The following is a 22928-nucleotide window of genomic DNA, read 5'->3' on the forward strand; positions in this document are numbered from 1 at the left end:
GCAAAGTGCTGGCGAAGTAGTCCGTGGCGCGGTGGCCGGACGGCAGCGCACGGTGCATCCCGCCGTCGGGCTGAAACCCCAACTGACCCGCAGAAAACGCCGAAAAACACGTCAAAATCGTGATTTTTCGCCGTTTTCTGCGGGCCAGTTGGAGAAGGCTAGGCCAGGCGGGTCAGCCAGCCGTGCAGGTCCTCTACGGCGCCCGTCTGGATGCCCAGCAGCTGTTCGCGGATGGCGGCGGTGACTTCGCCGATGCCGTCAGCCGGGGATGAGATGGTACCTTCAGCCGTCTTCAGCTCGCCGATGGGGGTGATGACTGCGGCCGTACCGCAGGCGAACACCTCGGTGATCTCGCCGTTGGCTACGCCGTCACGCCATTCATCGATGGTGATCTTGCGTTCTTCAACTTTCATGCCTCGGTCCGCCGCCAACTGCATGACTGAGGAGCGGGTGATGCCGTGCAGAATGTGCCCGTTAAGTGCTGGGGTGACAAGCGTCCCGTCCTTGAACACGAAGAAGACGTTCATGCCGCCGAGCTCTTCAACGGCGTTGTCGTTGAACGGGTCAAGGAACAATACCTGCTTGCAACCCTGGGCTTCAGCTTCCATCTGCGCTGCCAGCGATGCGGCATAGTTGCCGCCGCATTTGGCCTCGCCCGTGCCGCCTTCGCCGGCGCGGGCATAGGTGGTGGTGAGCCAGATCGAAACGGGCTTCAGCTCGCCGCCAAAGTAGTTGCCGGCCGGGGAGGCGATGACCCGGTAAGAGACTTCGCGGGCCGGGCGGACACCCAGGAACGCCTCGGTGGCGATCATGAACGGGCGCAGGTACAGGGCCTCGCCGTCGCCGCTGGGCACCCATTCCTGATCCACGGCAACCAGCTGGCGCAGCGATTCAATGAATGTTTCCGGCGGCAGTTCCGGCAGGGCCAGCCGACGCGCGGAGGTGTTCAGACGGGCGGCGTTGGCCTCGGCCCGGAACGTCCACACCGAACCGTCGGCGTGGCGGTAGGCCTTCATGCCCTCGAAAATTTCCTGGCCATAGTGAAGCACGGCGGCGGCCGGGTCCATGGCGATGGGACCGTAGGGCTCCACGCGTGCGTTGGACCAGCCACCTGCACCGCTGGCGTCAACCTTGAAATCCACAACGGCCGTGTGATCCGTAAAGTAGTCGCCAAAGCCGGGGTTGGCCAAAATGGCCTCACGCTCTGCACTGCTCTTGGGGTTCTCACTAAGCGTCTGCGAAAAGCTCAGCTCATTGGCGTTCTGGGTCATGCTTCCTCCACAGGGTTGTTCGCCCCGTGCTGAGAGCAGCCTGGGGCGGAGTTCGGTGCCGGGAATTTATCAAGATTCTCGTGGTGGTGCGCCGCACATTTGAGTTACGGATCATTCACCTAATGGGTTAAGCCTACTCCTGCCCGCCGGTGCGTCGCGGCCGGTCAGCCGCGCCCGACATGCAGCGCCTAAAGGGCTGCCGTTATGGCGTCGCCAACGGCCTGCGTGGAACGGGCTGCTTGTGTGCTGCGGCCGGCGATGTCGGCAGCCACGGCGGCCTCCACCTTGGCGGCCGCGTCCGGGTAGCCCACATGGTTCAGCAGCAGTGCCGCGGACAGGATCGCTGCCGTGGGATCTGCTTTTTGCTGGCCGGCAATGTCGGGGGCCGAGCCGTGGACCGGCTCAAACATGGACGGCGCTGTCCTGTCCATGTTGATGTTGCCGGAAGCGGCCAAGCCAATGCCGCCGGTGACGGCTGCGGCCAGGTCGGTGATGATGTCACCGAAGAGGTTGTCGGTCACAATGACATCAAAGCGTGCAGGGTCGGTGACCAGGAAAATCATGGCGGCATCCACGTGCAGGTAGTCCACGCTGACGTCCGGGAATTCCACGGCAACTGCCTCAACTGTGCGCTTCCACAGGTGGCCGGCGTAGACCAGCACATTGTGCTTGTGCACATATGTCAGCTTCTTGCGGGGGCGTTCGTTGGCGCGGCGGAAGCCATCACGGACCAGACGCTCCACGCCGAAGGCCGTGTTAACGGAAACCTCGGTGGCTACCTCATGCGGGGTGCCCTTGCGCAGCACGCCACCGTTGCCCACATACGGGCCTTCGGTGCCTTCACGAACTACAACAAAATCAATGGTGCCGGGGTTCGCCAAAGGCGAGGCGACGCCGTCGTACAGGAAGGAGGGGCGCAGATTCACATAGTGGTCAAGGCTGAATCGCAGTTTGAGCAGCATCTCGCGCTCGATCAAGCCGGAGGGGATGCGGGTGTCGCCGGGGGCCGCACCAACAGCGCCGAACAAGATGGCGTCGTGGCCGCGCAGGGCCTCGATGGTTTCCTCGGGCAGCGTCTCACCCGTGGCGAGCCAGTGCTCTGCGCCCAGGGCGTAGTCCGTCAGCGTCAGTTCGACACCCTCGGATGCCGTAACTTTCTTCAGGACCTTGACGGCCTCAGCTGTGACCTCGGGACCGATGCCGTCGCCGGCAATAACTGCAATGTCAATCGATGCGCTCATGAATTTAGCCTAGCGAAACCATCCACATGATGGTCAAACGATCTCAGAATATGAGACATCATTTGATGGAGGCGTAACCCTCCAACGCGTCCAGGCGAGATTTCGCCAGATCCACCACGGGCTCAAGATAGTCCGGGGTCAGAAGTTCCGGCACCCAGCGGCCCACGTACTTGCCCGCCGGATCAAACTTCTTGGCCTGCGTCAACGGATTGAAGATCCTAAAGAACGGCGAGGCGTCGGCCCCGGATCCGGCCACCCACTGCCAGTTGGCCGGGTTGGAGGCGGCGTCGGCATCCACCAGCGTGTCCCAAAACCACCGCTCCCCCACCCGCCAGTCAATCCCCAGGTTCTTGATCAGGAAACTGGCCGCAACCATGCGGACCCGGTTGTGCATGAAGCCCGTGTGCCACAGCTCCCGCTGCCCCGCATCCACCAGGGGGATGCCCGTTCGCCCTTGTTGCCAGGCGCGCAGATGTTCGACGCCGGAGTCCTCGCCGGGCGCTCCTGCCGGGGTTTGTGCCAGCTCCGGATTTCGCCACGGAAAGTCATCAAACTGCCGGCGCAGGTTTACCGTGGCCAGATCCGGGTGGTGGTAGAGCTGGTGCCAGCAAAACTCGCGCCAGCCAAGTTCCGAGGCAAACACGGCTGGACCCGCAGAGCCCGCGGCGCCGTCGCGGCGACGCTCGGCGAGCGCGGCCCAGACTTGGAAGGGGCTGAGCTGGCCCCACCGCAGGTAGGGAGACAGGCGACTGGTGCCCGGCTGGTCCGGGCGGTCGCGGGCTTCGGTGTAGTCACCGACTCGTTGCTCAAGGAATTCCGCCAACGCTTCAGCGCCCGCTGCAGCGGTGGCAGTCCACGTCTCGCGCAGACCCCCGGCCCAGTCGGGTCTGGTGGGCAGCAAGGCCCACGCGTCCAGCGATTCGCTCTCCGGAAGGGACCCGCGGAATCCGTGGTCGGCGCTGGGCAGGCCCAGGGGCGCCCGGAAGTCTTGTTCCGACAGGGACCGCCAGAAGGGGGTGAACACCTGGTAGGGGTTCCCGGCCCCCGTGCGCACAGTCCACGGTTCGTGCAGGAGCGAGGCCTGGAAGCTTTCGGCGTGAACTTCGTGCTCGCCCGCCCATTCCTTGACGGCGGTATCCACGTCCCGTTCCGGACCCCCGTAGCGGCGGTTCCAAGACAACGATCCGGCGCCCAGCTCCGTAGCAACAGCCGCGACAATGTCAGCCCCGGCACCCCTGCGCAGGAGCAGGGGAATGCCCAGCTGCGCCAGTTCGAGCTTTAGATCCGAAAGTGCATGGTGCAGCCACCATTTTGCGGCACCGCCCAGGGGCCGGATGCCAGCCGATTCCTCATCCAGGACGTAGAGTGCCACAACGTCGCCATCGGCGGCGGCCGCCAGCAAGGCGGGGTTGTCTGCCACGCGCAGATCATCCCGGAACCAGACTAGGGATACGTTCATCTCATGCACCTTTCGTTCCGCATTAGCGGTTCAGGATCAGCCAGATCAATGTCAGGGTCACCAGGAATCCGGTGAGGTAGTTCAGCCACAAAAAGCGCTTCCAGGCGGCATTCGCGGTTGCCGAGGTGGCGTCGGTGACCCGCAGGTAGGGTGCCACGTTGAGCAGGTAGGGCACCACGAGCAGCGCAGCAAACGGCACAGCCGTCCACAGCATCAGCACACCGGCACCGGCATAGGCGGCAAAGGCAAACCGGACGGTGAACCTCGCCCCCAGCACGGTGCCAATGGAGGCTATTGACCCCTCACGGTCCGGGACGATGTCCTGCACTGCCCCAAAGGCATGGCTTGCCACACCCCACAGGAAGAAGGCTGCCAGGAACGCCGCGATGCCGCCGGTGAAGGGCACCTGGGCCAGTGCCAGGCCATAGACCGCCGGTGAGACAAAGTGCGTGCTGGAGGTGATGGAGTCCAGAAATGGGCGCTCCTTGAAGCGCAGCCCGGGCGCACTGTAGGCCACCACGGCAAAGATGGACACGGCCAGGACGATGTTCGCCACGGTGTCCCCCACCAAGGCAAGCACCACCAGAAAGGGCACGGTTGACACGACGGCCGCCCACAGTATGAAGCGGTGGTGCCTGCGGTCCAGTACCGCGCCCTCCACGCCCCCCTTGCGCGCATTGAGCAGGTCCGATTCGTAGTCGAAGACATCGTTGATGCCGTACATCAACAGGTTGTAGGGAATCAGGAAGAATAAGGTCCCCAGCACGAAGACCCAATCGAGGCGCCCTGTTGCCAGGAAGTAGGCGGCAGCAAAGGGGTAGGCCGTGTTGACCCACGACACCGGCCTGGACGTCATGAACAAGTTCTTCACGGGCGCCGTCCCCTCGTGAACAGCAGCCACAATCCCGGCAGCAGCAATCCAGCCGCAATGGGGTAGGCAAAATCTTCGATGGGCGCCAAGCCAACCCGGAGGCCGTTGAGGGTGTGCCCGGCGTAGTCGAACAGGCCGGAGGCAATCATGACGTTGTCAAAAATGGCCGTCAGAACCACTAGTACGGCAATGCTTGCGACGACGGCGGCCATCAAGGTGCGCTTGGCAGCCGCCCCTGGCTGCCGGGCCAGTGCCACCACCATGACCAGCACGGCTACAGCCACAAAGATCGCATTGAGCTGGGAAAAGGTCATGATTGTTCCCCTGCCCGGCGCAGGCGCCCCATGCGGTGCCAGATGTGCAGCGCTCCGGTGAACAAGATCATGGTTTGGTAGCACAGGAACAAGAGGAAGAACGCTTCTTCCAGGGGAAGCTGCGGGCCAATCATGATGCCTGTCATGAGGTGGGAGTCTCGGTGCAAGAAGATGCCAGCGGCAATCGCCGCCACGTCCCACACCAAGAAGTAGGCTGTGCCGATCGCCAGCACGGAGGCCGCCGCCCACGGATGGGCAAAGAGGAACAGTTTCCAGCGCGCATCCAACAGGGCCATGCAGCCCAGCAGGAGCAGCAAGATGATGAGGTAGATCAAGGGGCAACCACCGTCACAGCATGATCCGGCTCGGTTGCACCCAAGCCAGCCTCAACTGAAGCGGGGTCAACTGAAGCGCCGTCGGCTACGTGACCGTCACCCGATGCTCGCTCATCCGGGGCGGGCTCGGCCAGCGGGCCCCCGGTCTTGTCTCCGCGCACAGACTTGAGCACAATCTCGGCACTGATCATGCACAGCGGCACCCCAATGCCGGGGCGCACCGAGCTTCCGGCGTAGAACAGGCCAGCCACTTTACTGCTGGTGTTTGACGGGCGGAGAAAGGCGCTTTGTTCCAGGGTGTGCGCCAGGCCCAAGGCGCTTCCCTGCCAGGCATTGACATTGTCAGCAAAGTCCGCGGGGCCATAGCTGCGCCGCACCATGATGCGCTCGGTAAGATCCGGCGTGTTGCTCCACAGCGCCAGCTGGGCGATCGCGGCGTCGGCAACCTGTTCCACCTGGGGCGAGCCGCCGCCGTCGAACCCTCCTTTGCCCCACTGGGGCAGGGCGGGAGCGGGGATGAGCAGGAACAAGTTCTCAGCTCCGGCCGGGGCCACGGCGGAATCGGTGGCGGTGGGGCGGCAAACGTAGATGGAGGTGGTGTCCGCGAGCGCCTTTCCCTCAACGATCCGGGCGAAGTTGTCCTGCCAGTCGTCGGTGAACAGGAGGTTGTGATGGGCCAGGTCCGGCACTTCGCCCCTGATGCCCAGGCACACCAGCACTGCACTGATGCCGGGATCAGTCTTGGCCCACTTTTTCACTGACCGCGTGCGGAGCTGCTCCGGCAGCAGCGCCGTTTCAATGTGGTGCAGATCCGCGGCGCCCACCACTAGTTTGGCGCCGCTGCGATGGTCGACGCCGTCGCGGTCACGCCAGGCGACGGCTTCGCACCGGGTTCCGCCATCCGCCGGGCCCGTGACAATTTGGGTTACTGTGGCCCCGGTGACGATGTGGACACCCGCCCTGCGGATGACCCGTTCCATGGCGTCGACCACCGCGGCAAAGCCGCCCTGCGGGTACAGCACGCCGTCTTGGAGGTCCAGATGGCTCATGAGGTGATAGATCGAGGGCGCCTTGTAGGGGCTGGTGCCCAAAAATACTGCGGGATAGCCCAGGATCTTTTGTTGCAGCGGATGTGTAAACCTCCCCGACACAAAACGGTGCAGGGACAGGGTCAGGAGTTGGGCCAGCCTCGGGGCATGGCGCAGCACAGCCGGCGTGGCCAATCCCCGCAGCGAGCCGAAGGGGTCGTAGAGGAAATGCCGCTTGGCCAGGGTGTAGGCCAGCTCGGCGGAATCCAGGTACCTGGCCAGTTGGGCGCCGGAGCCCGGTTGCTGGGATTCGAACAAGTCCACGGCTTCGGCACGGCCCGTGCGGACCACCGTGGACTCAGCCCCCGGCTGCGTGTCCGCGGCGCTCGCCCGCTCCGTTCCGCGGGACGTCCACAGCTTGTAGGCAGGGTCCAGGCGGGTCAGTGTCAGCTCGGCGGCGGCGCTGGTGCCCATCATCTTGAACCAATGGTCAATGACCTCGGGCATGAGGTACCAGCTGGGGCCGGTGTCAAACGTGAAGCCATCGCGTTCCCAGCGACCTGCACGGCCGCCGAGTTGCTCCTGCTTTTCCAGCACCGTCACGCTGTGACCGTCTTTGGCCAACAGGCCCGCAGTGGCCAGGCCGGAGATGCCTCCCCCAATGACCACGCACTGCCTGGGTGCGGTGCCGGCATGTCTGGAGCCGGTATGTTTGGAGCCCGCTTTTCCGGTAAGGGCGGAAATGAGCCCTGCCAGGTGCATGGCCGGCCGTCGCATGCCATTCATGAGGACACCTCCACGCTTGTTTCGGGCACGCTTGTTTCGGGCACTTTCAGCTCGGACACGGTTGTTTCGGGGTTTGTTGAGCCCGAAGGCGTCCATGCCGGAACCTGCGGACTCGGCTGCACCGGGGAACTCTCCCTGCTGAGGACTCGGTGTCCGCGCAGGCACACCCTCACGGCGATGAACGCCTTGTGCCAGCCTGGCACCCGAACCCTTTGCTGGGTGAGCCGGGCTGCGGGGATGCGTGCCAGCTTTGTGACCAGGGCGGCAAAGAGATCGTGCGCCAAATGCACGGCCCGGCGGGCCGGCGGGGCAAGGAAGGGCATACCGGTCCGGGCAACTGCCAGGTCGTGGCGAATCTCGGCAAGGAGCGCATCCTTGTGCCGGTCGTTGAAAGCCGCCGGGTCCAATCCCGGAAAGTACAGGCGCCCCAACTCAGCACTGTCGGCCCCCAGATCGCGCAAGAAGTTTACTTTTTGGAAGGCGGCGCCCAAGCTGCGGGCCGAATCCAGCAACTGCTGCTCGTGTCCGGCCGGCGCGCCTTCCATGGCCCGGAAAACTTTCAGGCACATCAGGCCCACCACTTCGGCGGATCCGTAGATGTACTCCGCCAAGGTGCTCGGCGAATGGGTGCTGCGCGAAACGTCCGTGCGCATCGAGGCGAAAAACGGCTTGGTCAACGCGGCATCAATGCCTGCACGCCGGGCGGTGCCGGCAAAGGCATGAACCACCATGTTGGTGCTGTAGCCACTGCTCAGGGCCTGCTCGGTTTCCCGCTCCAAGGCGTCAAGCTGGGCGCACACCGCCACCGTGTCCAGGCCGGCGGCCGCTGCCGCGCCGTCCACCACCTCATCGGCCACCCGCACCAGTGCATAGATGTTCCCAATGTCCCGGCGCGTCTTGGCCCCCAGGAGCCAGCAGGCCATGCCGAACGACGTCGAATAGCTTTTGATCACCACCGCGGCACTTCGCGCGGCTGTCTCGGAATAGTGGCTCAAAGGATCGATTCCCATGGCTAGCTCCTCCGGCTCAGCACGTAGTCGCAGATTTGCGTCAGTTCCAGAAACAGGGACTCCGGCAAGGCCAGCTCAGCGGCCTTGCCCATGGCATCCGCCACCAGGTTCTTGGCTAATGCCAAGGCCTGCTCCTGCGCACCCAGTTGGCGCAACACGGTGCGGACAACCTCGGCGTCGCCGTCCCCTGCGCGGAAGGCGGCCGCTGCGGACACAAATTCCTCCGAGCCCTCGGCAAAGGACGTCAGAATGGTGCGCTTGCCTTCACGCAGGTCCGAGTCGACTGACTTGCCGGTGACGGACTGCTGGCCAAAGGTGCCCAAGACGTCATCCACCACTTGGTAGGCCACGCCAATGTCACGCCCCACGGCTGCGAGCGCATCGGCCGTGGCTGAAGATTCACCCGCCAGCAGAGCGCCGGCACGAAGGGGCATTTCAAAGGAGTACACGGCAGTTTTTAGCCGTTCCATGTTCAGCACATCGAGCAGACCGGGATCGCTGCGCCCCAGCGAGAACAGCAGATCATCCAGCTCGCCGGCAGCGGCGGCAAAGATGGCCTCGTGGATGGTTGAAAGAATTGCGGCGCTTTGGCCGTGCCCTGTTGCTGCAGAGGTTGCCAGCCGCAGGGATCCGGTCAGGAGCAGGTCCCCTGCAATGATGGCCGCGGAGAACCCTGCGTGGTCGGCGTCGGCGCTGCTGTGGCCGCCACGTAGTGCCAGGTCCCGGTAGCTGGCGCCGAGGGTTTGCACCCCGCGGCGGACAAAGTCCCTGTCGATGACGTCGTCGTGCACCAGCAGCGCGGCATGGAGCATTTCAAAGGCAGCGGCCAGTTCGCTGCACGCCCGCCAGCCCTTCCCACCGAAGGCCTCATACGTCAGGTAGACCAGTTTGGGGCGCATCCACTTGCCGCCGGTAGTTGTGGCTGCCATGCGGTCCCATAACTCGCCAAATGCTGGCGAGTAGCCACCGGCACGCAGACGCTGAGAGTCAAAGTATTGGTCCAGTACATCCTTGACGCTTCCTTGGAATGCCTCCCAGTCCAAGGGCTCCGAGGCAGTGGCCACCTCGGAGAAGTGACCCCTGTACGCCAGAAGCGTTTCACCTTGCGGCCCGGACTCCCTGGCCCTGGGCTGGGCGAGCTGGCTTTCTTTCTTCGCTGGCATGATCTTTACACCTTTCGGCTATCAGTGTGAACGGTTGGGGGAATCGGTGCTGGGCCATTTTCCAACGCGGCGACTCGGCTGCCCATGGAGGCCACCACACTGTTCAAGAAATCGACGATGACAGCCTGGTCGCGGTCGTTGTAGCTGCGTACCTTGTTGTCCACATCTAGGATCATCGGCATGAGATTTTCCATGGCTGCGCGTACGGATTGTTCGCTGGGGCTGATGAGCCAGCGACGCCTGTCAGTGGGGTGGGGGGTCCTGGTGATGTGACCCTTCCGCGCCAACCGATCGATGACAGTGGTGGTGGCCGCCGCCGTCAGGTGCAGCACCTTGGCCAGTTCACCTGGGGACATGGACCGCTGCTTCATGAGGTGTTGCATGGCCTGGAAATCTGTTTCATTCAGGTCCATTTCCCGGCGCATGATGAATTCCATGACCTCATTCAGGACAAGAATTTGCCGAACCAGCACCGAGGCCGGATGCATCTGCATTGGGGGGCGGCCGCCGTGAGAGTTCTGCATGAAACACCTCCATCTCTTGATAATCAGAAAATCTAATTACATAATGGTGGAAGGAAGAGGTTTTGTACAGCACCAGTCCAGCAAGGAGTTTGCAACATGAGCGTGATAGCCGTTGCCGGAGCCACCGGATACATTGGCGGGAGGCTTGTTCCCTTGCTCTTGGAGGCCGGCCACCAGGTGCGGGTTTTGACCCGTGATCAGGAAAAGCTCCGAGATGTGCCGTGGCGAGGACAGGTGGAGATCACAGTGGGCTCCATGGAGGATCCGGTCATTGCTCGAAATCTGTGCGACGGAGCAGACATTGTGTACTACCTAGTGCACTCCATGTCCGGCGACAGGCACGCGGCCGCCAACTTTGAGCGCGTGGAAAGGCTGTGTGCACGCAATCTCAGCCAGGCTGCCCGGGAAGCAGGAATCCACCGGCTCATTTATCTCTCGGGCCTGCACCCGCAGGGACAGCTAAGCCGCCACTTGGCCTCCCGCACGGAAGTGGGCGAGATTCTTTTGTCCTCGGGAACGCCCACCGCTGTCCTGCAGGCGGGGTTGGTCATTGGCTCCGGCTCGGCCAGTTTCGAGATGGTGAGGCACCTGACAGATGTCCTGCCGGTCATGCCCGCCCCCCAATGGGTACTGAACAAGATCCAACCCATTGCCGTCAGGGACGCGCTGCACTATCTGATGGGCGCCAGCCAACTACCGGCAGAAGTCAACAGGACCTTCGACATTGGCGGACCGGAGGTTCTCACGTACGCGCAGATGATGCGCACATACGCCGTCGCGGCTGATTTTCGCCAGCCAGTGGTCCTCCCCCTTCCCGTCCTGACACCGTGGCTTGCCGCCCAGTGGGTCAACCTTGTCACCCCTGTCCCGCGCAGCCTGGCCATCCCCTTGGTGGAGTCCCTGCAGCATGACTGCGTGGCGACCGAGAATGACATTGCCACCTACATCCCCGAGCCCGACGGCGGCCTGACCCCCTATATGCGCGCCGTGCAACTGGCGCTGAACAAGATCGAGACGGACACGGTGGAAACCACGTGGGCCACAGCCCACGCCGTGAGCGCTCCAGCAGAACCGCTGCCCAGCGATCCCGAATGGGCGGGGCAGACGGTGTTCACCGATGAACGCAGCAAAACCACTGCGGCTCCCGCCAGTGCCGTCTGGAAGGTCATGGAAGGGATAGGCGGGGCGAACGGCTACTACTCGTTGCCATTCGCCTGGACGGTGCGCGGCTGGATGGACAAGCTGGCCGGCGGCGTCGGTCTGAGCCGGGGGCGGCGCAGCAATAACAGCCTCCAGCTCAACGACGCCGTGGATTGGTGGCGGGTGGAAACCTTGGAACGTGGGAAGCTGCTGCGCTTGCGGGCCGAAATGATCGTCCCGGGCCGAGCCTGGCTCGAATTTGAGGTCACGCCACTGTTTGCCGACGGGACGGAGGAGGGCAGCGTGTTCCGCCAGCGGGCCATCTTCTTCCCGCGCGGCCTGTCCGGACGCCTGTACTGGCTGGCGGTACTCCCCTTCCATGGCATCATCTTCAAGAACATGGCCAACAGGATCACCGCCGCCGCGAGCCAACAACCCTGAGGGACGGCCGGTCCCCGGCGAGTTCCCAGCCAGTCTCCACCCTGGGCAGGATGCCGCGGGCCCGGCAGCCGCCTAAAGTGGTGTGAGTGATTATGCATTCCATCTACGACTGGTTCCGGCGGCACCGCTTTGCCGTGGACTTTGTCCTCATGGCAGTGCTCTGGCTGGTGGCGATGCCCCTCAGCGTGATGGACGGCGGATACTCAAACTCCACGAGCGATGTAGTGGTAGCCGGGATCTTCGCCACGGCCCTCATAGTGCCACTTGCCTGGCGCCGGACCCGCACGGTCATGGCCGGCATCATCGTCGCCGTGGTGGCCATTACCCAGTGGGCACTGCATGTCCAGCCCATGCCAGCAGACATTGCGGTGCCGCTGATTGTCTATGCCCTGGCAGCCTTTGGCCCGCGCTGGGCCAGTTTGGGTGGGCTCGGACTGGCCATGGTGGGTGCCGTCATGCTGGTCACCCGCTACTTTTACAACCTCACCTCCACCTCCCTGGCCGACCTGCCGTACGGGGCCGTGCTCATTCTGGTGGTCTGGGTCCTGGTGCTGTTCAGCTGGACAGCCGGGGATCTGACACGCACCAAGCGCCTGCGCGAACAAGCCCTCGAGGACCGCGCCCACCGCCTGGAGATTGAGGCCCAGCATGAGCGCGAGCTGGCCGCCAGTGATGAACGCGCCCACATTGCCCGCGAAATGCATGACATTGTGGCCCATTCCCTCTCCGTCATCATCACCCAGGCCGACGGCGCCCGGTACGCTGCCGTGGCCAACCCGGACATTGCCCCGGCCACCCTGGCCACGATTGCCGAGACCGGCAGGTCCTCGCTGCAGGAGATGCGCCGCCTGCTGGGCGTTTTGCGTGGCGATGCCGCAGCCTCCATGCGCCCCCTGCCCGGCCTGGCTGACCTGGATGAGCTGCTGCTGGGCATCCGCGCCGCCGGCCTCCCGGTGGCCTATGAGGTCAAGGGCGAATCGCGGCGACCGCTGCCGGCGGGCGCCGAGCTGACCGCGTACCGCATGGTCCAGGAGGGGCTCACCAATGTCATGAAACATGCCGGGCCCAAGGTGATGGCCACCGTGACACTGGTGTGGAGCGCCCGCGGCCTGGACGTGTCGGTGACAGACGACGGCAGGGGTGCATCGGCGTCGTTCGCTGACACCGGCCCCATCCCCGTGTACGACGGCGGGCCCTCCGCCGTTGCGGACCCTCGCGACTGCGGCGGGAACGGCCTGCGCGGCATGGCCGAGCGCGTGAAACTCTACGATGGAACCCTCACCGCCGGGCCTGTTGCCGGCGGCGGCTTCGCCATCACAGCCTTTATCCCCTACACGGAGACCTAACATGACTTCCAACCCCATCCGCGTCGCCCTGGTCGATGACCAGCAACTGGTCCGTTCCGGCCTCGGCATGCTCATCAATTCCCAGGCTGACCTGAACGTGGTCCTCCAAGCCGGGAACGGGATCCAGGCCTTGAGCGCCCTCTCCGCCACAGCAGCCGACGTGGTGCTCATGGATGTCCGCATGCCGGGGATGGATGGGATTGAGACCACCCGCCGGCTCATGGAGCGCATCAAGGCCGCACCGGCCGGTTCGTGGCTGGCCGAGCTGAAGATTGTGGTGCTCACTACCTTCGACCTGGATGAGTACGCGCTCGCAGCCATTCAGGCGGGTGCCAGCGGTTTCCTGCTTAAGGATGCCCCGCCGGAGGAACTCCTGGGTGCGATTCGTACGGTATTTGCCGGGGATGCCGTGATTGCCCCCTCCACCACGCGCCGCCTGCTGGACCATGTGGCCCCCATGCTGTCGGCGCCGAGCCCGGCCAATGACGCCCATTCGGCGGCCGTTGCCAGCCTGACAGGCCGCGAGCATGAGGTGTTTGTGCTCATTGCCAATGGCCTGTCGAACCCGGAAATCGCCATCGAGCTCTTTGTGTCCGAGGCGACTGTCAAGACCCATGTGGGCCACATTCTGGCCAAGCTCAGCGCTCGCGACCGGGTCCAGGTGGTGGTGATTGCCTACGAGACGGGCATCGTCACCCCGCGCTAGCACTTCACAGCGGGCGCACGCCCTCGCCGGCGTGCCAAACTGGCCGACTTCGCGCCGAGGGCGTGCCTAACGAGTGGGGGCCCATGAAATTTCATATGTCCCCACCGGTTTGGCACGCCGTCGGCACATGACCGGACGGCCATGTCCACGTGCGTGAGGTGGACGAGGAAGGCGCGAAACGCCGTCGTGCCAGAAAAGTGCTAGCCTTTCACGGCCCCTGCGGTCAGGCCTTGGACGATGAACTTGCTGGCGAAGGCAAAGATCACCAGTGTGGGCACCACCGTCAGCACGGCCGCGGCGGACATGGAACCCCAGTCAATGTTGAAGCTGGAGATGAAACCTGCCAACGCCGTGGGGATGGTCTTGTTCTCGTCACTGTTCATCAGCGTCACCGACAGGAACAACTCGTTCCAGCAGTTGACGAAGTTGAAGATGAAACTTGCCGCGATGCCGGGCATCATGACCGGAACCAGCACCCTAAAGAGGGCGCTGAGCCGGGAGCAACCATCGATCATGGCCGCCTCTTCAAGGGCGTCGGGGACGTTTTCAAAGAAGCCGCGCAGCATGATGGTGCAGAACGGGATGCAGATGGCGATGTACACCAGAATCAAACCGGTCTTTGAATCGACCAGGTTGAAGTTGGTCATCATCATGTACAGCGGTCCCAGGGCGATGAAGCCCGGGATCATCTGGGTCAGCAGAAACGCCGCCAGAACCCAGCCGCGGCCGGAAAACTGGAACCGCGCCAACACGTACGCAGAGAGCAGGGAGATGAGCGTCGCCACGGTGGCTGCCACGGTTGCCACCAGCAGGCTGTTAAGCATGTACACGCCAAAATCGGACTTCGTGAACAGGCCAATGTAGTTCTCAAAGGACAGTTCCTTGGGCCAGTAGTCCAGGGGCAGCGAATAGATGGTGCCGGGCGCTTTCAGGGACGTGACAACAATCCAGTACAGCGGGAAAATCGTCACAATCAGGCAGAGCCCTAAGAAGATGATCTTGCTGGTGCGGGCCAGGGCCGTTTCTTTGTTGATCATCGGTTTGCCTTTCGGGGACGCACGGCCATCAGGTAGAACGCGGCAAACAGCATCAAGGTGAAGACCACTATCAAGCCCAGTGCCGAGGCCTGGCCGTAATCGCCCTCCTGCGTAATTTTGATCATGTAAGTGGTGATGATGTGGGTCTGATCAGCAGGTCCGCCGCCGGTCATGGCCCAGATGATGTCCGGGAAATTGAAGATCCAGATGATGCGCAGCAGGATGGTCAGCCCCAGTGTCACGGAGATGGCTGGCAAGGTGATGCTGAAGAACGTGCGGATCTTGCCGGCGCCGTCAATGGCTGCCGCCTCATACATTTCATCCGAGACTGACTGCAGGGCGGCCAGGATCATGATGGCGAAGAAGGTGACGCCGTACCAAATGTTGGCCACAATGATGGCCGTCATGGCGAAGCCGGGTTCGGCCAGCCACGGGATGGGTGTGTCAATGATGCCCACCTTCATCAGCAGGTCGTTGACCACACCAAATTCGGCATTGAACATCCAGCGGAACAACATGCCAATCAGGAACCCCGACACGGCCCACGGGAAGAAGATGAACGCCTGGTAGGCGCCACGGAACTTGAACTTGCGTTTGAGGAACAGTGCCAGGGCGAAGCCGATAACCACCTGCGGCACCAACGACCCAACCACCCAGACCACAGTGTTGCGGACAATGGTGCCAAACTCCGGGTTTTCAAACAGGGCAATGAAGTTGCCCCAGCCCACCCAGGAGGTGTCCGATAGGTCGTTGAGGTTCCAGTTGCGGAACGCCATCTGGCTGCCGGAGATCATCGGATAGTAGGTGAAGATTCCTACAAAAATGGCTGCCGGTGCCATGAACGCCAGCAACGTCAAGGCGGTTCTGGCGTTGAAGCGCTTCTTCCGGCGATAGTTCGTGTGCGGTGCCGGTGGTGCGCCGGCCGGTTTTGACCCGCGCACCACCTCCTGCCTTGTTTTGAGTGCCACGAGTGACTAGCCCGCCATCTTTTCGGTCCAGTAGCTGTCCCAGCTGGTCAGCAGCTCCTGGGTGGTCATCTTGCCGGTCAGCACCCGCTGCAGTTCGCCGTCGGACTTCTTGATCCATTCGGTCCACCAAGCAACGCCGCGGGGCTGGACGGCTGAGATGTAGGTGTCCGGGTTCTCCGTCATGGTGACGTAGGCAGCCCAGGGGCCTTCGCTGTAGAACGGGTCCTTGGCTGCGGCCTTGAGGATGGGCACCAGGGAGTTGTCCTTGCTGAACTGGGTTGCGGGCTCGCCCTGGGACAGGTACTTGATGAGCTTGATGGCCTCGGGCTTGGCAGTGCTGGCCTCGGCGATGCCCCAGCCTGCCGTGGCGACCGGCTGGATGGCCTTGCCGGTGGGTCCTGTCAGCAGCGGCGCAACACTCCACTGATCGGCCTTGATGGACTTGGATTCCTTGATGGTGGCAATCACCTCAGGATCCTGCAGCAGGAATGCTGTGGAACCGTTGCTGAAACCCTGGACCATTTCCGGGTAGCCCCAGGCAACTGACGACGGCGGGGACCCCTTCTTGAAGATCTCCAAGTAGTCGTCCATGGCCTGCTGCGCCTCGGGGGCGGAGAAGATGGTTTTCCCGTTGCTCAGCTTGAACGCGTTCTCCTTGTCGATCTGATCAGCCGTGTAGGCCTCGATCACGGCGACGGCGTTGGAGTTGGCGTTAGTTCCGCCACGGAAGGCGTAACCGAACTTGTTGGCGTCCGGCTGGTTGAGCTTTTCCGACTGCTTGAGCAGGTCCGACCAGCTGGCGGGAGGTCCGGAGAAACCGGCTTCCTTGACCAAATCGGTGCGGTAGAACAGGGACAGGCCGTAGAAGCCGTAGGGGATGTAGTAGGTCTTGCCGTCCTGCTTGGAATAGTTGACGGCGTTGTCGGTCAGGTTTTCCCAGCCCTCCCAGCCCTTCAGATCGGCACTCATGTCGTACAGCCACTTGTTGGCACCAAAGGAGCCCACGGTGATATCTCGTGCCTCAACCACGTCAACGCCCTTGCCGGACTGGAGCATCTGCTGGATCTTCTGATCGGCGGAGTCCGTTGGCGGTGAAATCAAGTCAACCTTGATGTTGGGATTGGCCTTTTCAAATCCCGTCAACAGGGTCTTGAGGGTTTCTGTGCGTGTGGGGTTGGTCAGGCTCTCCACCATCTTGAGGGTGACCTTGCCATCGGCAGAATTGCTATTCCCGCCTCCTCCACAACCCGAAAGGGCCAGGACGGCAGCGACACCCAGTGCGGCTATGGTTGTGATTTTGGATTTCATTGGTGACCTTTCAAAGCAGTGAGTCGGGGAAGAAAGTTACTGGCTGTTAGCGGAGCTTTGCCAGCCGGAGCAGTTCGGGGACGGCCCGTTCGACAAAGCCGTCGTAGTCGGCCGGGGTGTTGTACAGGTGCGAGGACAGCCTGAGGTAGCCGGCTCCGCCGAAGGTGGTGATGGCGGTTTCAAAATGAAGGTTCGCTGAAATCCAGCCCCGCACGGCGTGGGAATCCTCGTGCGTGGTGGCTAGGCCCTGGGGCAGGCGGACCAGCCGCAAGTGCCCCACCGGCATGCCGACGTCGACCGACGCATCGGCGCCCGTCCCGGCTGTAAGGGCCTCCCCCACAACTCCCTGACCATAGTCGGCCAGCGCGGTTGCGTAGCTGCGGCACGCATCCCAGCCGTAGCGGGTCTCGATGGTCTCAAATGATGTGCTTGCGGCCATCCATGAGGTGATGTCCTGGGTGCCCACATGGTCAAAGCTTTCGGGGAACTGGTGAGGGAAGCCCCAGGAGTCGATCAACGGGTGCAGGTGTTTGCGCAAGGGCCCGCGCGCCACCACTGCCGCGGTGCCGCGCGGGGCACAGGCAAACTTGTGCAGATTGCCCACCCAGAAACCTTCAAAGTCGGGAACCGGTTGCGCCAAAGCGCCGGGTGCGTGGGCGCCGTCGACCATCAGGGGAATACCCAAAGCCTTGGCGGCCTTGGCGATTTCGACCACCGGGAAGCTCCGCGCCGTGGCCGAGGTGATCTGGTCGATGACGATGAGTGCCGTGCGCCCGGTGACCTGGGCCATGACAAGTTCAACGACGAGGTTCGCGTCCGCGTCCAGGGGAACTTCCGCGACGGCCACGCGGCCGTTGTGCTTGCGGGCAATGCGCTGGGCACCCTCAAGAACAGCCCCGTAGGTGTGGTCCGTGGTGACGATTTCCGCGCCGTCGGTGAACGGCAGTGAGTTATACACGGCCGTAACACCTGCACTGGCGTTGACCACCAGCGCCAGGTCATCCGCGGGAACCTGCAGAAAATTCGCAATGTCGGGGCGGGTGGCGGCCAGTGCCGCGGCCTGGCCCATGAACCAGGTGCAGGGGTTCTCATCCATGCGGGCCCGCAACTGCTGCGCCTTGTCCTGGGCCGCGCGGGGCACGGCGCCGTAGGAACCGTGGTTGAGATGAACTTTGTCCGCGCCAAGGCTCCAATCTGAGATTGCCGGCTTCCCCTCGGGGGTCAGCAAGGCAGCGGGGGCGGTGAGGAGAGAAGAAGCCACGGAGTACTTTCTGTTGGCGGCAGGTGGTTGGTGTTCAGTAAGCTATCTCACATTTGAGGCCAAGACAAGAGATGAGTCAAAAAATTCATCTGATGACTTAGTCAATCTGATGGATGTTTCTGCGTTGTTTCAAGATAATTACACTAAGAGATCTGAGGACTTTGGGAAATCATATGATGAATCTGTACAGTGAGGCCTGTGTGCGACTAAAGTGACAACAGTGATCGAGGAGTGCCAATGAGCGCAGTGGAAACCGCCATGCACGGCCTGCGGGCGAAGATTGCCTCCGGCGAACTCGCCCCCGGCCAGAAATGCCCCCCGGAAGGTGAACTCGCAGCCCAGCTGGGCGTGTCAAGAAGTTCCTTGCGTGAGGCCATCAGGGCCATGTCCGCCCTGGGGGTCATGGAGGCCCGGCACGGTTCAGGGACCTATGTCTCGTCCCTCGAGCCGGCGGAGATCCTCAAGGGCTTTGCCCTTCTGGTGGACCTTTTCCCGTTTGACAGCGTTCTGGAACTCTTTGAAATCCGGCGGGCTCTGGAATCCCACGCCGCGGCCGGGGCTGCCGCGCGGTCAACGCCGGAACTCATGGCCGAGTTGGACGGCCTGGTGGCGCAGATGGAGGCTACCGACAACTCTGCCGACATCTCCGCACTGGATGCCCGCTTCCATGAGGCCATTTGCGAAGCCGGCGGCAATTCCACCCTGACCGGACTCATGGGCCTGTTCCGATCCCGCGGGCGGCACTTCAACATCTTTGACAGCGCCGAAGGGGCAACTGTGCGCCAGGTCAGCAACAAGGGCCACCGCGACATTCTCGAGGCCATCCGCAACAGGGACCCCGCTTCGGCAGCCACCGCCACCGCGGGGCACATTGCCCAGTCGGAATTTTGGCTCAAGAAGTTCCGGCCGGCACCGCAGCTGGACAGCTAGCGCCGTCGCGCCGGAACAGTCACTGTTGCCCGCTCCACGCTGCGGATAGGGTGAATTTATGGCCAGCGCTTTGAGTATTCGCGACGCGGTGACTGTGCGCATGCACCGACACAGTTTGTGGTCGCCGCTGGCTGCGAGCGCCGGCGCAGTGGTGCACCAGTACGTGGCCATGCAGGCGCAGGAGTACGCGTATGCGTTGTGGGCCACGGCGCAGCGCCGGGCACCCGGGACCGATGGCAACACGGCCGCCGACCTGGCCGCCGCCGTCGACCGTGGCGAGATCCTGCGCACCCACGTGCTGCGCCCCACCTGGCACTTTGTGGCGCCGTCGGATGCCCGGTGGTTGTTGGCCCTGAGCGCCCCCACCATTCACCGGATCAATGACTCGTATTACCGGAAATCCAGCTTGGATGCCGCCACCCTCAATCAGGTTCACGAGGTGCTTGCGGTCGAGCTGGCTGGTGGCCGGCACAGGACCCGGACGCAGTTGCAGGCTGCTTTGGCGGACTCCGGTGTGGAGTCATCCGGGCTGCGGCTGACGTATGCCATGATGCACGCAGAACTGGAGCAAGTCATCATCAGTGGCGCTTCCGTGGGTAAACAGCGCAGCTACGCCCTCTTCGACGAACAGGTTCCGGCCAGCGCTCCCCTGGACAGGGCCGCTGCCTTGAAGCTGTTGGCCGAACGGTACCTTAGCACTCGCGGGCCGGCCAGCGTCAAGGATTTTGCCGTGTGGAGCGGCTTGCGCATGCCCGACGCGCGGGCTGGTGTGGCCGCCGCTGTGGAGGACTCCCCGGGGCGGTTTGAACAGTTTATGCTCGACGGCGTGACCCTCTGGTGGGAGCCGCGCAGCACCGTGCCGCCTGCCCCTGCCCCGCCACGGGTGGATCTGGCCCAGTGCTATGACGAGTACGTGATGTCGTACTTTGAATCCAAGCACTTCCTGTTCACCCCGGCCGGGCAGCGCCTTGAGCCGGCGGCCATGATGTACCACCCGGTTCTCATCGACGGCCTCATGGCTGCAACGTGGAAGCATGTGCTCACGGCTGCGGCAGCGGTCATCCAGCTGGCCCCGCTGCGATCCTTAAGCGCCGCCGAGGTGGCCGCCGTGGAAGACTCCGTTGCGGCCTACGGCTGCTTTCTGGGACTGCCCACTTCCACACAATGGCTGCTGCCCTAGTTGGGGATGCCTAGGCCAGGGACAGAAACAGCTTCTCCAACTTGCCGCTGTCCAGCTGTTCGGAGTCGCCGCTGGCCAGGCACTCCTTCAGGCTTTCGGCGATCAAACCGAAGCCTGCCCGGTCAAGGGCCTTGCTCACCGCAGCCAGCTGCATGACAACGTTTTCGCAGTCCTGCTCCTCCTCCAGCATGCGGATCACCCCGGCCAGTTGGCCGTGGGCGCGGCGCAGCCTGTTGATGACTGGGCGTGAACTCTCCGATGACAACTTCATGATGCTCCTCGTTGCAGGCATATCTCGATTCTACGATACCCCCAGGGGTATGTAAGATGATCATCACTCAATACCCCTAGGGGTATCCAAATGACAAGGAGAAAACCATGTGTCGAGCCACAAGCTGCAAGACCTGCGCCAAGACCACCTGGGCCGGTTGCGGCAACCACGTCGAAGACGTCATGCGCCACATCCCCGCCACCGCCCGCTGCAACTGTGACAGGACCGCGCCCAGGGAACCCGCATCCGGCGGATGGTTCAGCCGGCTCTTCGCCAAGAAGTAGTTCAGGCCCCGCTCACACATGCAGCCGGTAGAAGCGGAACACTGTGAAGTCCTCGATGGGCAGCCTTTCCACGCGCGAGAATCCGGCCTCGACGGCGTAACGCTCAAGTGTTGCTTGCCGCATGGGCGTCCCCGTGCCCACGGAGCCGGGCGTGGAAAGGCTGTCCGGCAGGCACACCAGGAGGCTGTAACCGTACATGAGCCGTTCCACTTCGTCACCGGCCGGGGCGAAGGTGTCCGCAACGGCCTCGTCCATGACCACCACTGCGCCGTCGGGCTTGATGAAGTTGCGGATGGCGGACAGCACACGGACGGGGAACGGCATGTCATGCAGGGCCTCAAAAATGAACACGGCGTCGCAACTGCCCGGCGCCGCCATATCACCGGCATCGGCGAGCGCGAAGCTGACCCGTCCGGAGCTGCCGCGTTCGCCGGCGTTCTCCCTGGCCCGGCGGATGGAGGGCTCATCAATGTCGACACCCACCACCTCGGCACCCGGGTAGGCGTCGGCCAGTGCCAGCGAGGACCAGCCAAAACCCGCGCCCACATCCATGATCCGGGCGCCGGGCCTGGAGAGGATGGCGTGCAGCTCCGCCGACGCTGCCAGGGCTGCTCGGAGGCGTTGATCGAACCATGGCTTGTTCAGCTCGGCCTGGGATTCCCGGCCGCCGTCGCCCAACTCGGACCAGGCCACTCCCCCACCTTCCCTGTACGCCTGAAGCAAATCGGGGAAATGCCCCACAGCTGTCACCAGCATCCGGGCCACGGGCGCCGTGTACTCCAGGGAATCCTCATCGACCAGCACGGCTGCGGCTCCCGCCGGCAGGGCAAACCGGTAGCTGGGCCCGCCCAGCGGTTCGGCATCCAGCACGGCGGTGAGCAAACCGGCCACGGCCTGCTGTTCCAGCCATTCCTTCGCGTAACGGGGCTGGGTGTTGCTGCGCTGGGCCAGCTCATCCGGGGTGAGTCCCGCGTCCCCGGCACCGGCGAGTGCACGGTACCAGCCCAGGCGATCGCCCAGGGCAATGCTCGCCATTTCAGCAAACCCCAGGGCCGCAGCAACAATCCGGTCCACGTAGGCGGCCGTGCCAGCAGACCCATTCTCCTCGTTCCGGGCTTCGCTCATGGGCCCATTCTCCTCCGCTGGCCCGCTCTGTGGAATGGGAAACGGGGCAGAAAATGGCGGCACCCCGGCAGCAGGCAACTCCGCCCGTGGTAGGAGGGAACGGCGTCGGGCAGGGGGCACATATCCACCCAGGCTCCGATCCGCCCGGCGCAGGGCCGCACCTAGGCTGGAGCCATGACGATCATTACTGAGAATTCCCAGCGCACCATGGCGGTTCAGGCCCGCGGTCTGCGCAAGACGTACGGCAAGGGTGACACCGAGGTGAGCGCCCTGAAAGGGGTTGACCTGGATTTCCCGGCCGGCCAGTTCACGGCCATCATGGGCCCCTCCGGCTCCGGCAAATCCACCCTCATGCATTGCCTGGCCGGGCTTGATTCGGTGAACTCCGGCACCATCCACTTGGGCGACACCGAGCTGACGGCACTGAACGACAAGGCGCTGACGCAACTGCGCCGTGACCGTATCGGCTTTGTCTTTCAAGCCTTCAATCTGGTCCCCACTCTCACCGCCGAAGCCAACATCACCTTGCCCGTGGCCCTGGCCGGGGGAACCGTGGATGCACAGTGGTTCTCCTTCATCACCACCACACTGGGCCTCACGGACCGGCTCAAACACAAGCCGCACGAGCTCTCCGGCGGCCAGCAGCAGCGCGTTGCCGTGGCCCGCGCGTTACTGACCCGACCCGACGTCATTTTTGGCGACGAGCCCACGGGAAATCTGGATTCGCGGTCCGGCGCCGAGGTGCTGGGCATGCTGCGCCGGTCCTCGCGTGAAATGGGCCAGAGCATCATCATGGTCACCCACGACCCCGTTGCCGCCTCCTATGCCGACCGCGTTGTCCTGATGAACGACGGCGAACTGGTGGGCCAGCTGGAAAACCCCACCGCCGAGTCCGTGCTGGCTTCGCTGGCCTCCCTGGGGGCGTAAAC

General features: G+C 63.4%; 23 protein-coding genes. 7 read left to right on the top strand and 16 right to left on the bottom strand.

What is annotated here, in order from left to right:
• Nucleotides 1-158 precede the first annotated feature (158 nt).
• The 10 genes from CVS28_RS05835 to CVS28_RS05880 form a co-directional block, all read right to left on the bottom strand.
• Nucleotides 159-1271 carry a branched-chain amino acid aminotransferase gene (locus tag CVS28_RS05835; RefSeq protein ID WP_103464463.1) on the bottom strand — a complete coding sequence of 371 codons (1113 nt, stop codon included), beginning with the start codon at nucleotides 1269-1271 and terminating at the stop codon, nucleotides 159-161.
• Between the two features lie 188 nt (nucleotides 1272-1459).
• Nucleotides 1460-2512: a 3-isopropylmalate dehydrogenase gene (locus tag CVS28_RS05840; RefSeq protein ID WP_103480982.1), complete on the bottom strand. Its 1053-nt coding sequence runs from the start codon at nucleotides 2510-2512 to the stop codon at nucleotides 1460-1462.
• Between the two features lie 58 nt (nucleotides 2513-2570).
• Nucleotides 2571-3971, bottom strand: coding sequence for a cryptochrome/photolyase family protein (locus CVS28_RS05845; RefSeq protein WP_103480983.1), 1401 nt, complete (start codon nucleotides 3969-3971; stop codon nucleotides 2571-2573).
• A 22-nt stretch (nucleotides 3972-3993) separates the two neighbouring features.
• Nucleotides 3994-4827: a prenyltransferase gene (locus tag CVS28_RS05850; protein WP_103481083.1), complete on the bottom strand. Its 834-nt coding sequence runs from the start codon at nucleotides 4825-4827 to the stop codon at nucleotides 3994-3996.
• Between the two features lie 11 nt (nucleotides 4828-4838).
• On the bottom strand, nucleotides 4839-5156 hold the full coding sequence (locus CVS28_RS05855; protein WP_103464466.1) for a lycopene cyclase domain-containing protein: 318 nt from the start codon (nucleotides 5154-5156) through the stop codon (nucleotides 4839-4841).
• A complete protein-coding gene (locus CVS28_RS05860) occupies nucleotides 5153-5491 on the bottom strand; it encodes a lycopene cyclase domain-containing protein (RefSeq protein ID WP_103480984.1) in 339 nt (112 codons plus the stop codon). The genes CVS28_RS05855 and CVS28_RS05860 overlap by 4 nt, the downstream gene beginning before the upstream one ends.
• On the bottom strand, nucleotides 5488-7305 hold the full coding sequence (crtI, locus tag CVS28_RS05865) for a phytoene desaturase family protein (RefSeq protein WP_243399721.1): 1818 nt from the start codon (nucleotides 7303-7305) through the stop codon (nucleotides 5488-5490). Before crtI ends, CVS28_RS05860 begins: the two co-directional genes overlap by 4 nt.
• Nucleotides 7302-8315, bottom strand: coding sequence for a phytoene/squalene synthase family protein (locus tag CVS28_RS05870; RefSeq protein ID WP_103480985.1), 1014 nt, complete (start codon nucleotides 8313-8315; stop codon nucleotides 7302-7304). The genes crtI and CVS28_RS05870 overlap by 4 nt, the downstream gene beginning before the upstream one ends.
• Before the next feature lie 2 nt (nucleotides 8316-8317).
• Nucleotides 8318-9478 carry a polyprenyl synthetase family protein gene (locus CVS28_RS05875; protein ID WP_103464469.1) on the bottom strand — a complete coding sequence of 387 codons (1161 nt, stop codon included), beginning with the start codon at nucleotides 9476-9478 and terminating at the stop codon, nucleotides 8318-8320.
• Between the two features lie 5 nt (nucleotides 9479-9483).
• A complete protein-coding gene (locus tag CVS28_RS05880; protein WP_103464470.1) occupies nucleotides 9484-10002 on the bottom strand; it encodes a MarR family winged helix-turn-helix transcriptional regulator in 519 nt (172 codons plus the stop codon).
• Nucleotides 10003-10098: 96 nt separating this feature from the next.
• On the opposite strand from CVS28_RS05880, the gene CVS28_RS05885 reads away from it, so the two are divergent.
• From CVS28_RS05885 to CVS28_RS05895, 3 genes are all read left to right on the top strand, one after another.
• Nucleotides 10099-11583 carry an SDR family oxidoreductase gene (locus CVS28_RS05885; RefSeq protein ID WP_103480986.1) on the top strand — a complete coding sequence of 495 codons (1485 nt, stop codon included), beginning with the start codon at nucleotides 10099-10101 and terminating at the stop codon, nucleotides 11581-11583.
• A 92-nt stretch (nucleotides 11584-11675) separates the two neighbouring features.
• The gene (locus CVS28_RS05890) at nucleotides 11676-12929 is read left to right on the top strand and encodes a sensor histidine kinase (RefSeq protein ID WP_103464734.1); all 1254 of its coding nucleotides are present in this window, start codon (nucleotides 11676-11678) and stop codon (nucleotides 12927-12929) included.
• Between the two features lies 1 nt (nucleotide 12930).
• Entirely contained in the window at nucleotides 12931-13635 is a 705-nt protein-coding gene (locus CVS28_RS05895; protein ID WP_103464472.1) for a response regulator, read from the top strand.
• A gap of 200 nt (nucleotides 13636-13835) precedes the next feature.
• Here the strand turns inward: CVS28_RS05895 and CVS28_RS05900 are convergent, their stop codons facing one another.
• Genes CVS28_RS05900 through CVS28_RS05915 form a run of 4 tightly spaced genes read right to left on the bottom strand, consistent with a single transcriptional unit; the run spans nucleotide 13836 to nucleotide 18209 of the window.
• A complete protein-coding gene (locus CVS28_RS05900; RefSeq protein WP_103464473.1) occupies nucleotides 13836-14672 on the bottom strand; it encodes a carbohydrate ABC transporter permease in 837 nt (278 codons plus the stop codon).
• Nucleotides 14669-15640 (bottom strand): carbohydrate ABC transporter permease, encoded by a 972-nt coding sequence (locus tag CVS28_RS05905; protein WP_243399722.1) that lies wholly within the window; start codon nucleotides 15638-15640, stop codon nucleotides 14669-14671. Before CVS28_RS05905 ends, CVS28_RS05900 begins: the two co-directional genes overlap by 4 nt.
• A gap of 6 nt (nucleotides 15641-15646) precedes the next feature.
• Complete coding sequence (locus CVS28_RS05910) at nucleotides 15647-16948, bottom strand: ABC transporter substrate-binding protein (RefSeq protein WP_103480987.1); 1302 nt, start codon at nucleotides 16946-16948, stop codon at nucleotides 15647-15649.
• A 46-nt stretch (nucleotides 16949-16994) separates the two neighbouring features.
• On the bottom strand, nucleotides 16995-18209 hold the full coding sequence (locus CVS28_RS05915) for an aminotransferase class V-fold PLP-dependent enzyme (RefSeq protein ID WP_243399723.1): 1215 nt from the start codon (nucleotides 18207-18209) through the stop codon (nucleotides 16995-16997).
• Between the two features lie 237 nt (nucleotides 18210-18446).
• On the opposite strand from CVS28_RS05915, the gene CVS28_RS05920 reads away from it, so the two are divergent.
• Nucleotides 18447-19139, top strand: a complete 693-nt coding sequence (locus tag CVS28_RS05920; protein WP_103480988.1) for a FadR/GntR family transcriptional regulator — start codon at nucleotides 18447-18449, stop codon at nucleotides 19137-19139.
• A 58-nt stretch (nucleotides 19140-19197) separates the two neighbouring features.
• On the top strand, nucleotides 19198-20319 hold the full coding sequence (locus tag CVS28_RS05925; protein ID WP_103480989.1) for a winged helix DNA-binding domain-containing protein: 1122 nt from the start codon (nucleotides 19198-19200) through the stop codon (nucleotides 20317-20319).
• A 10-nt stretch (nucleotides 20320-20329) separates the two neighbouring features.
• On the opposite strand, the gene CVS28_RS05930 is transcribed toward CVS28_RS05925, so the two are convergent.
• Entirely contained in the window at nucleotides 20330-20590 is a 261-nt protein-coding gene (locus CVS28_RS05930; protein WP_103464477.1) for a metal-sensitive transcriptional regulator, read from the bottom strand.
• Nucleotides 20591-20697: 107 nt separating this feature from the next.
• On the opposite strand from CVS28_RS05930, the gene CVS28_RS19625 reads away from it, so the two are divergent.
• Nucleotides 20698-20874 (top strand): hypothetical protein, encoded by a 177-nt coding sequence (locus CVS28_RS19625; protein ID WP_165788082.1) that lies wholly within the window; start codon nucleotides 20698-20700, stop codon nucleotides 20872-20874.
• 12 nt (nucleotides 20875-20886) lie between these two features.
• Here the strand turns inward: CVS28_RS19625 and CVS28_RS05935 are convergent, their stop codons facing one another.
• Nucleotides 20887-21999, bottom strand: coding sequence for a class I SAM-dependent methyltransferase (locus CVS28_RS05935; RefSeq protein WP_103480990.1), 1113 nt, complete (start codon nucleotides 21997-21999; stop codon nucleotides 20887-20889).
• Between the two features lie 174 nt (nucleotides 22000-22173).
• Here CVS28_RS05935 and CVS28_RS05940 point away from each other — a divergent pair, with 174 nt between their 5' ends.
• A complete protein-coding gene (locus CVS28_RS05940; RefSeq protein WP_103464479.1) occupies nucleotides 22174-22926 on the top strand; it encodes an ABC transporter ATP-binding protein in 753 nt (250 codons plus the stop codon).
• Nucleotides 22927-22928: the final 2 nt, after the last annotated feature.

This window comes from Arthrobacter glacialis, assembly GCF_002909415.1.
In the GTDB taxonomy this organism is placed as follows: Bacteria; Actinomycetota; Actinomycetes; order Actinomycetales; family Micrococcaceae; genus Specibacter; species Specibacter glacialis.

Coding starts and splice junctions, on each gene's coding strand:
- CVS28_RS05835 (WP_103464463.1), bottom strand. CDS start 1,271: ATGACCCAGAACGCCAATGAGCTGAGCTTTTCGCAGACGCTTAGTGAG.
- CVS28_RS05840 (WP_103480982.1), bottom strand. CDS start 2,512: ATGAGCGCATCGATTGACATTGCAGTTATTGCCGGCGACGGCATCGGT.
- CVS28_RS05845 (WP_103480983.1), bottom strand. CDS start 3,971: ATGAACGTATCCCTAGTCTGGTTCCGGGATGATCTGCGCGTGGCAGAC.
- CVS28_RS05850 (WP_103481083.1), bottom strand. CDS start 4,827: ATGACGTCCAGGCCGGTGTCGTGGGTCAACACGGCCTACCCCTTTGCT.
- CVS28_RS05855 (WP_103464466.1), bottom strand. CDS start 5,156: ATGACCTTTTCCCAGCTCAATGCGATCTTTGTGGCTGTAGCCGTGCTG.
- crtI (WP_243399721.1), bottom strand. CDS start 7,305: ATGAATGGCATGCGACGGCCGGCCATGCACCTGGCAGGGCTCATTTCC.
- CVS28_RS05870 (WP_103480985.1), bottom strand. CDS start 8,315: ATGGGAATCGATCCTTTGAGCCACTATTCCGAGACAGCCGCGCGAAGT.
- CVS28_RS05875 (WP_103464469.1), bottom strand. CDS start 9,478: ATGCCAGCGAAGAAAGAAAGCCAGCTCGCCCAGCCCAGGGCCAGGGAG.
- CVS28_RS05880 (WP_103464470.1), bottom strand. CDS start 10,002: ATGCAGAACTCTCACGGCGGCCGCCCCCCAATGCAGATGCATCCGGCC.
- CVS28_RS05885 (WP_103480986.1), top strand. CDS start 10,099: ATGAGCGTGATAGCCGTTGCCGGAGCCACCGGATACATTGGCGGGAGG.
- CVS28_RS05890 (WP_103464734.1), top strand. CDS start 11,676: ATGCATTCCATCTACGACTGGTTCCGGCGGCACCGCTTTGCCGTGGAC.
- CVS28_RS05895 (WP_103464472.1), top strand. CDS start 12,931: ATGACTTCCAACCCCATCCGCGTCGCCCTGGTCGATGACCAGCAACTG.
- CVS28_RS05900 (WP_103464473.1), bottom strand. CDS start 14,672: ATGATCAACAAAGAAACGGCCCTGGCCCGCACCAGCAAGATCATCTTC.
- CVS28_RS05910 (WP_103480987.1), bottom strand. CDS start 16,948: ATGAAATCCAAAATCACAACCATAGCCGCACTGGGTGTCGCTGCCGTC.
- CVS28_RS05920 (WP_103480988.1), top strand. CDS start 18,447: ATGAGCGCAGTGGAAACCGCCATGCACGGCCTGCGGGCGAAGATTGCC.
- CVS28_RS05925 (WP_103480989.1), top strand. CDS start 19,198: ATGGCCAGCGCTTTGAGTATTCGCGACGCGGTGACTGTGCGCATGCAC.
- CVS28_RS05930 (WP_103464477.1), bottom strand. CDS start 20,590: ATGAAGTTGTCATCGGAGAGTTCACGCCCAGTCATCAACAGGCTGCGC.
- CVS28_RS19625 (WP_165788082.1), top strand. CDS start 20,698: ATGTGTCGAGCCACAAGCTGCAAGACCTGCGCCAAGACCACCTGGGCC.
- CVS28_RS05935 (WP_103480990.1), bottom strand. CDS start 21,999: ATGAGCGAAGCCCGGAACGAGGAGAATGGGTCTGCTGGCACGGCCGCC.
- CVS28_RS05940 (WP_103464479.1), top strand. CDS start 22,174: ATGACGATCATTACTGAGAATTCCCAGCGCACCATGGCGGTTCAGGCC.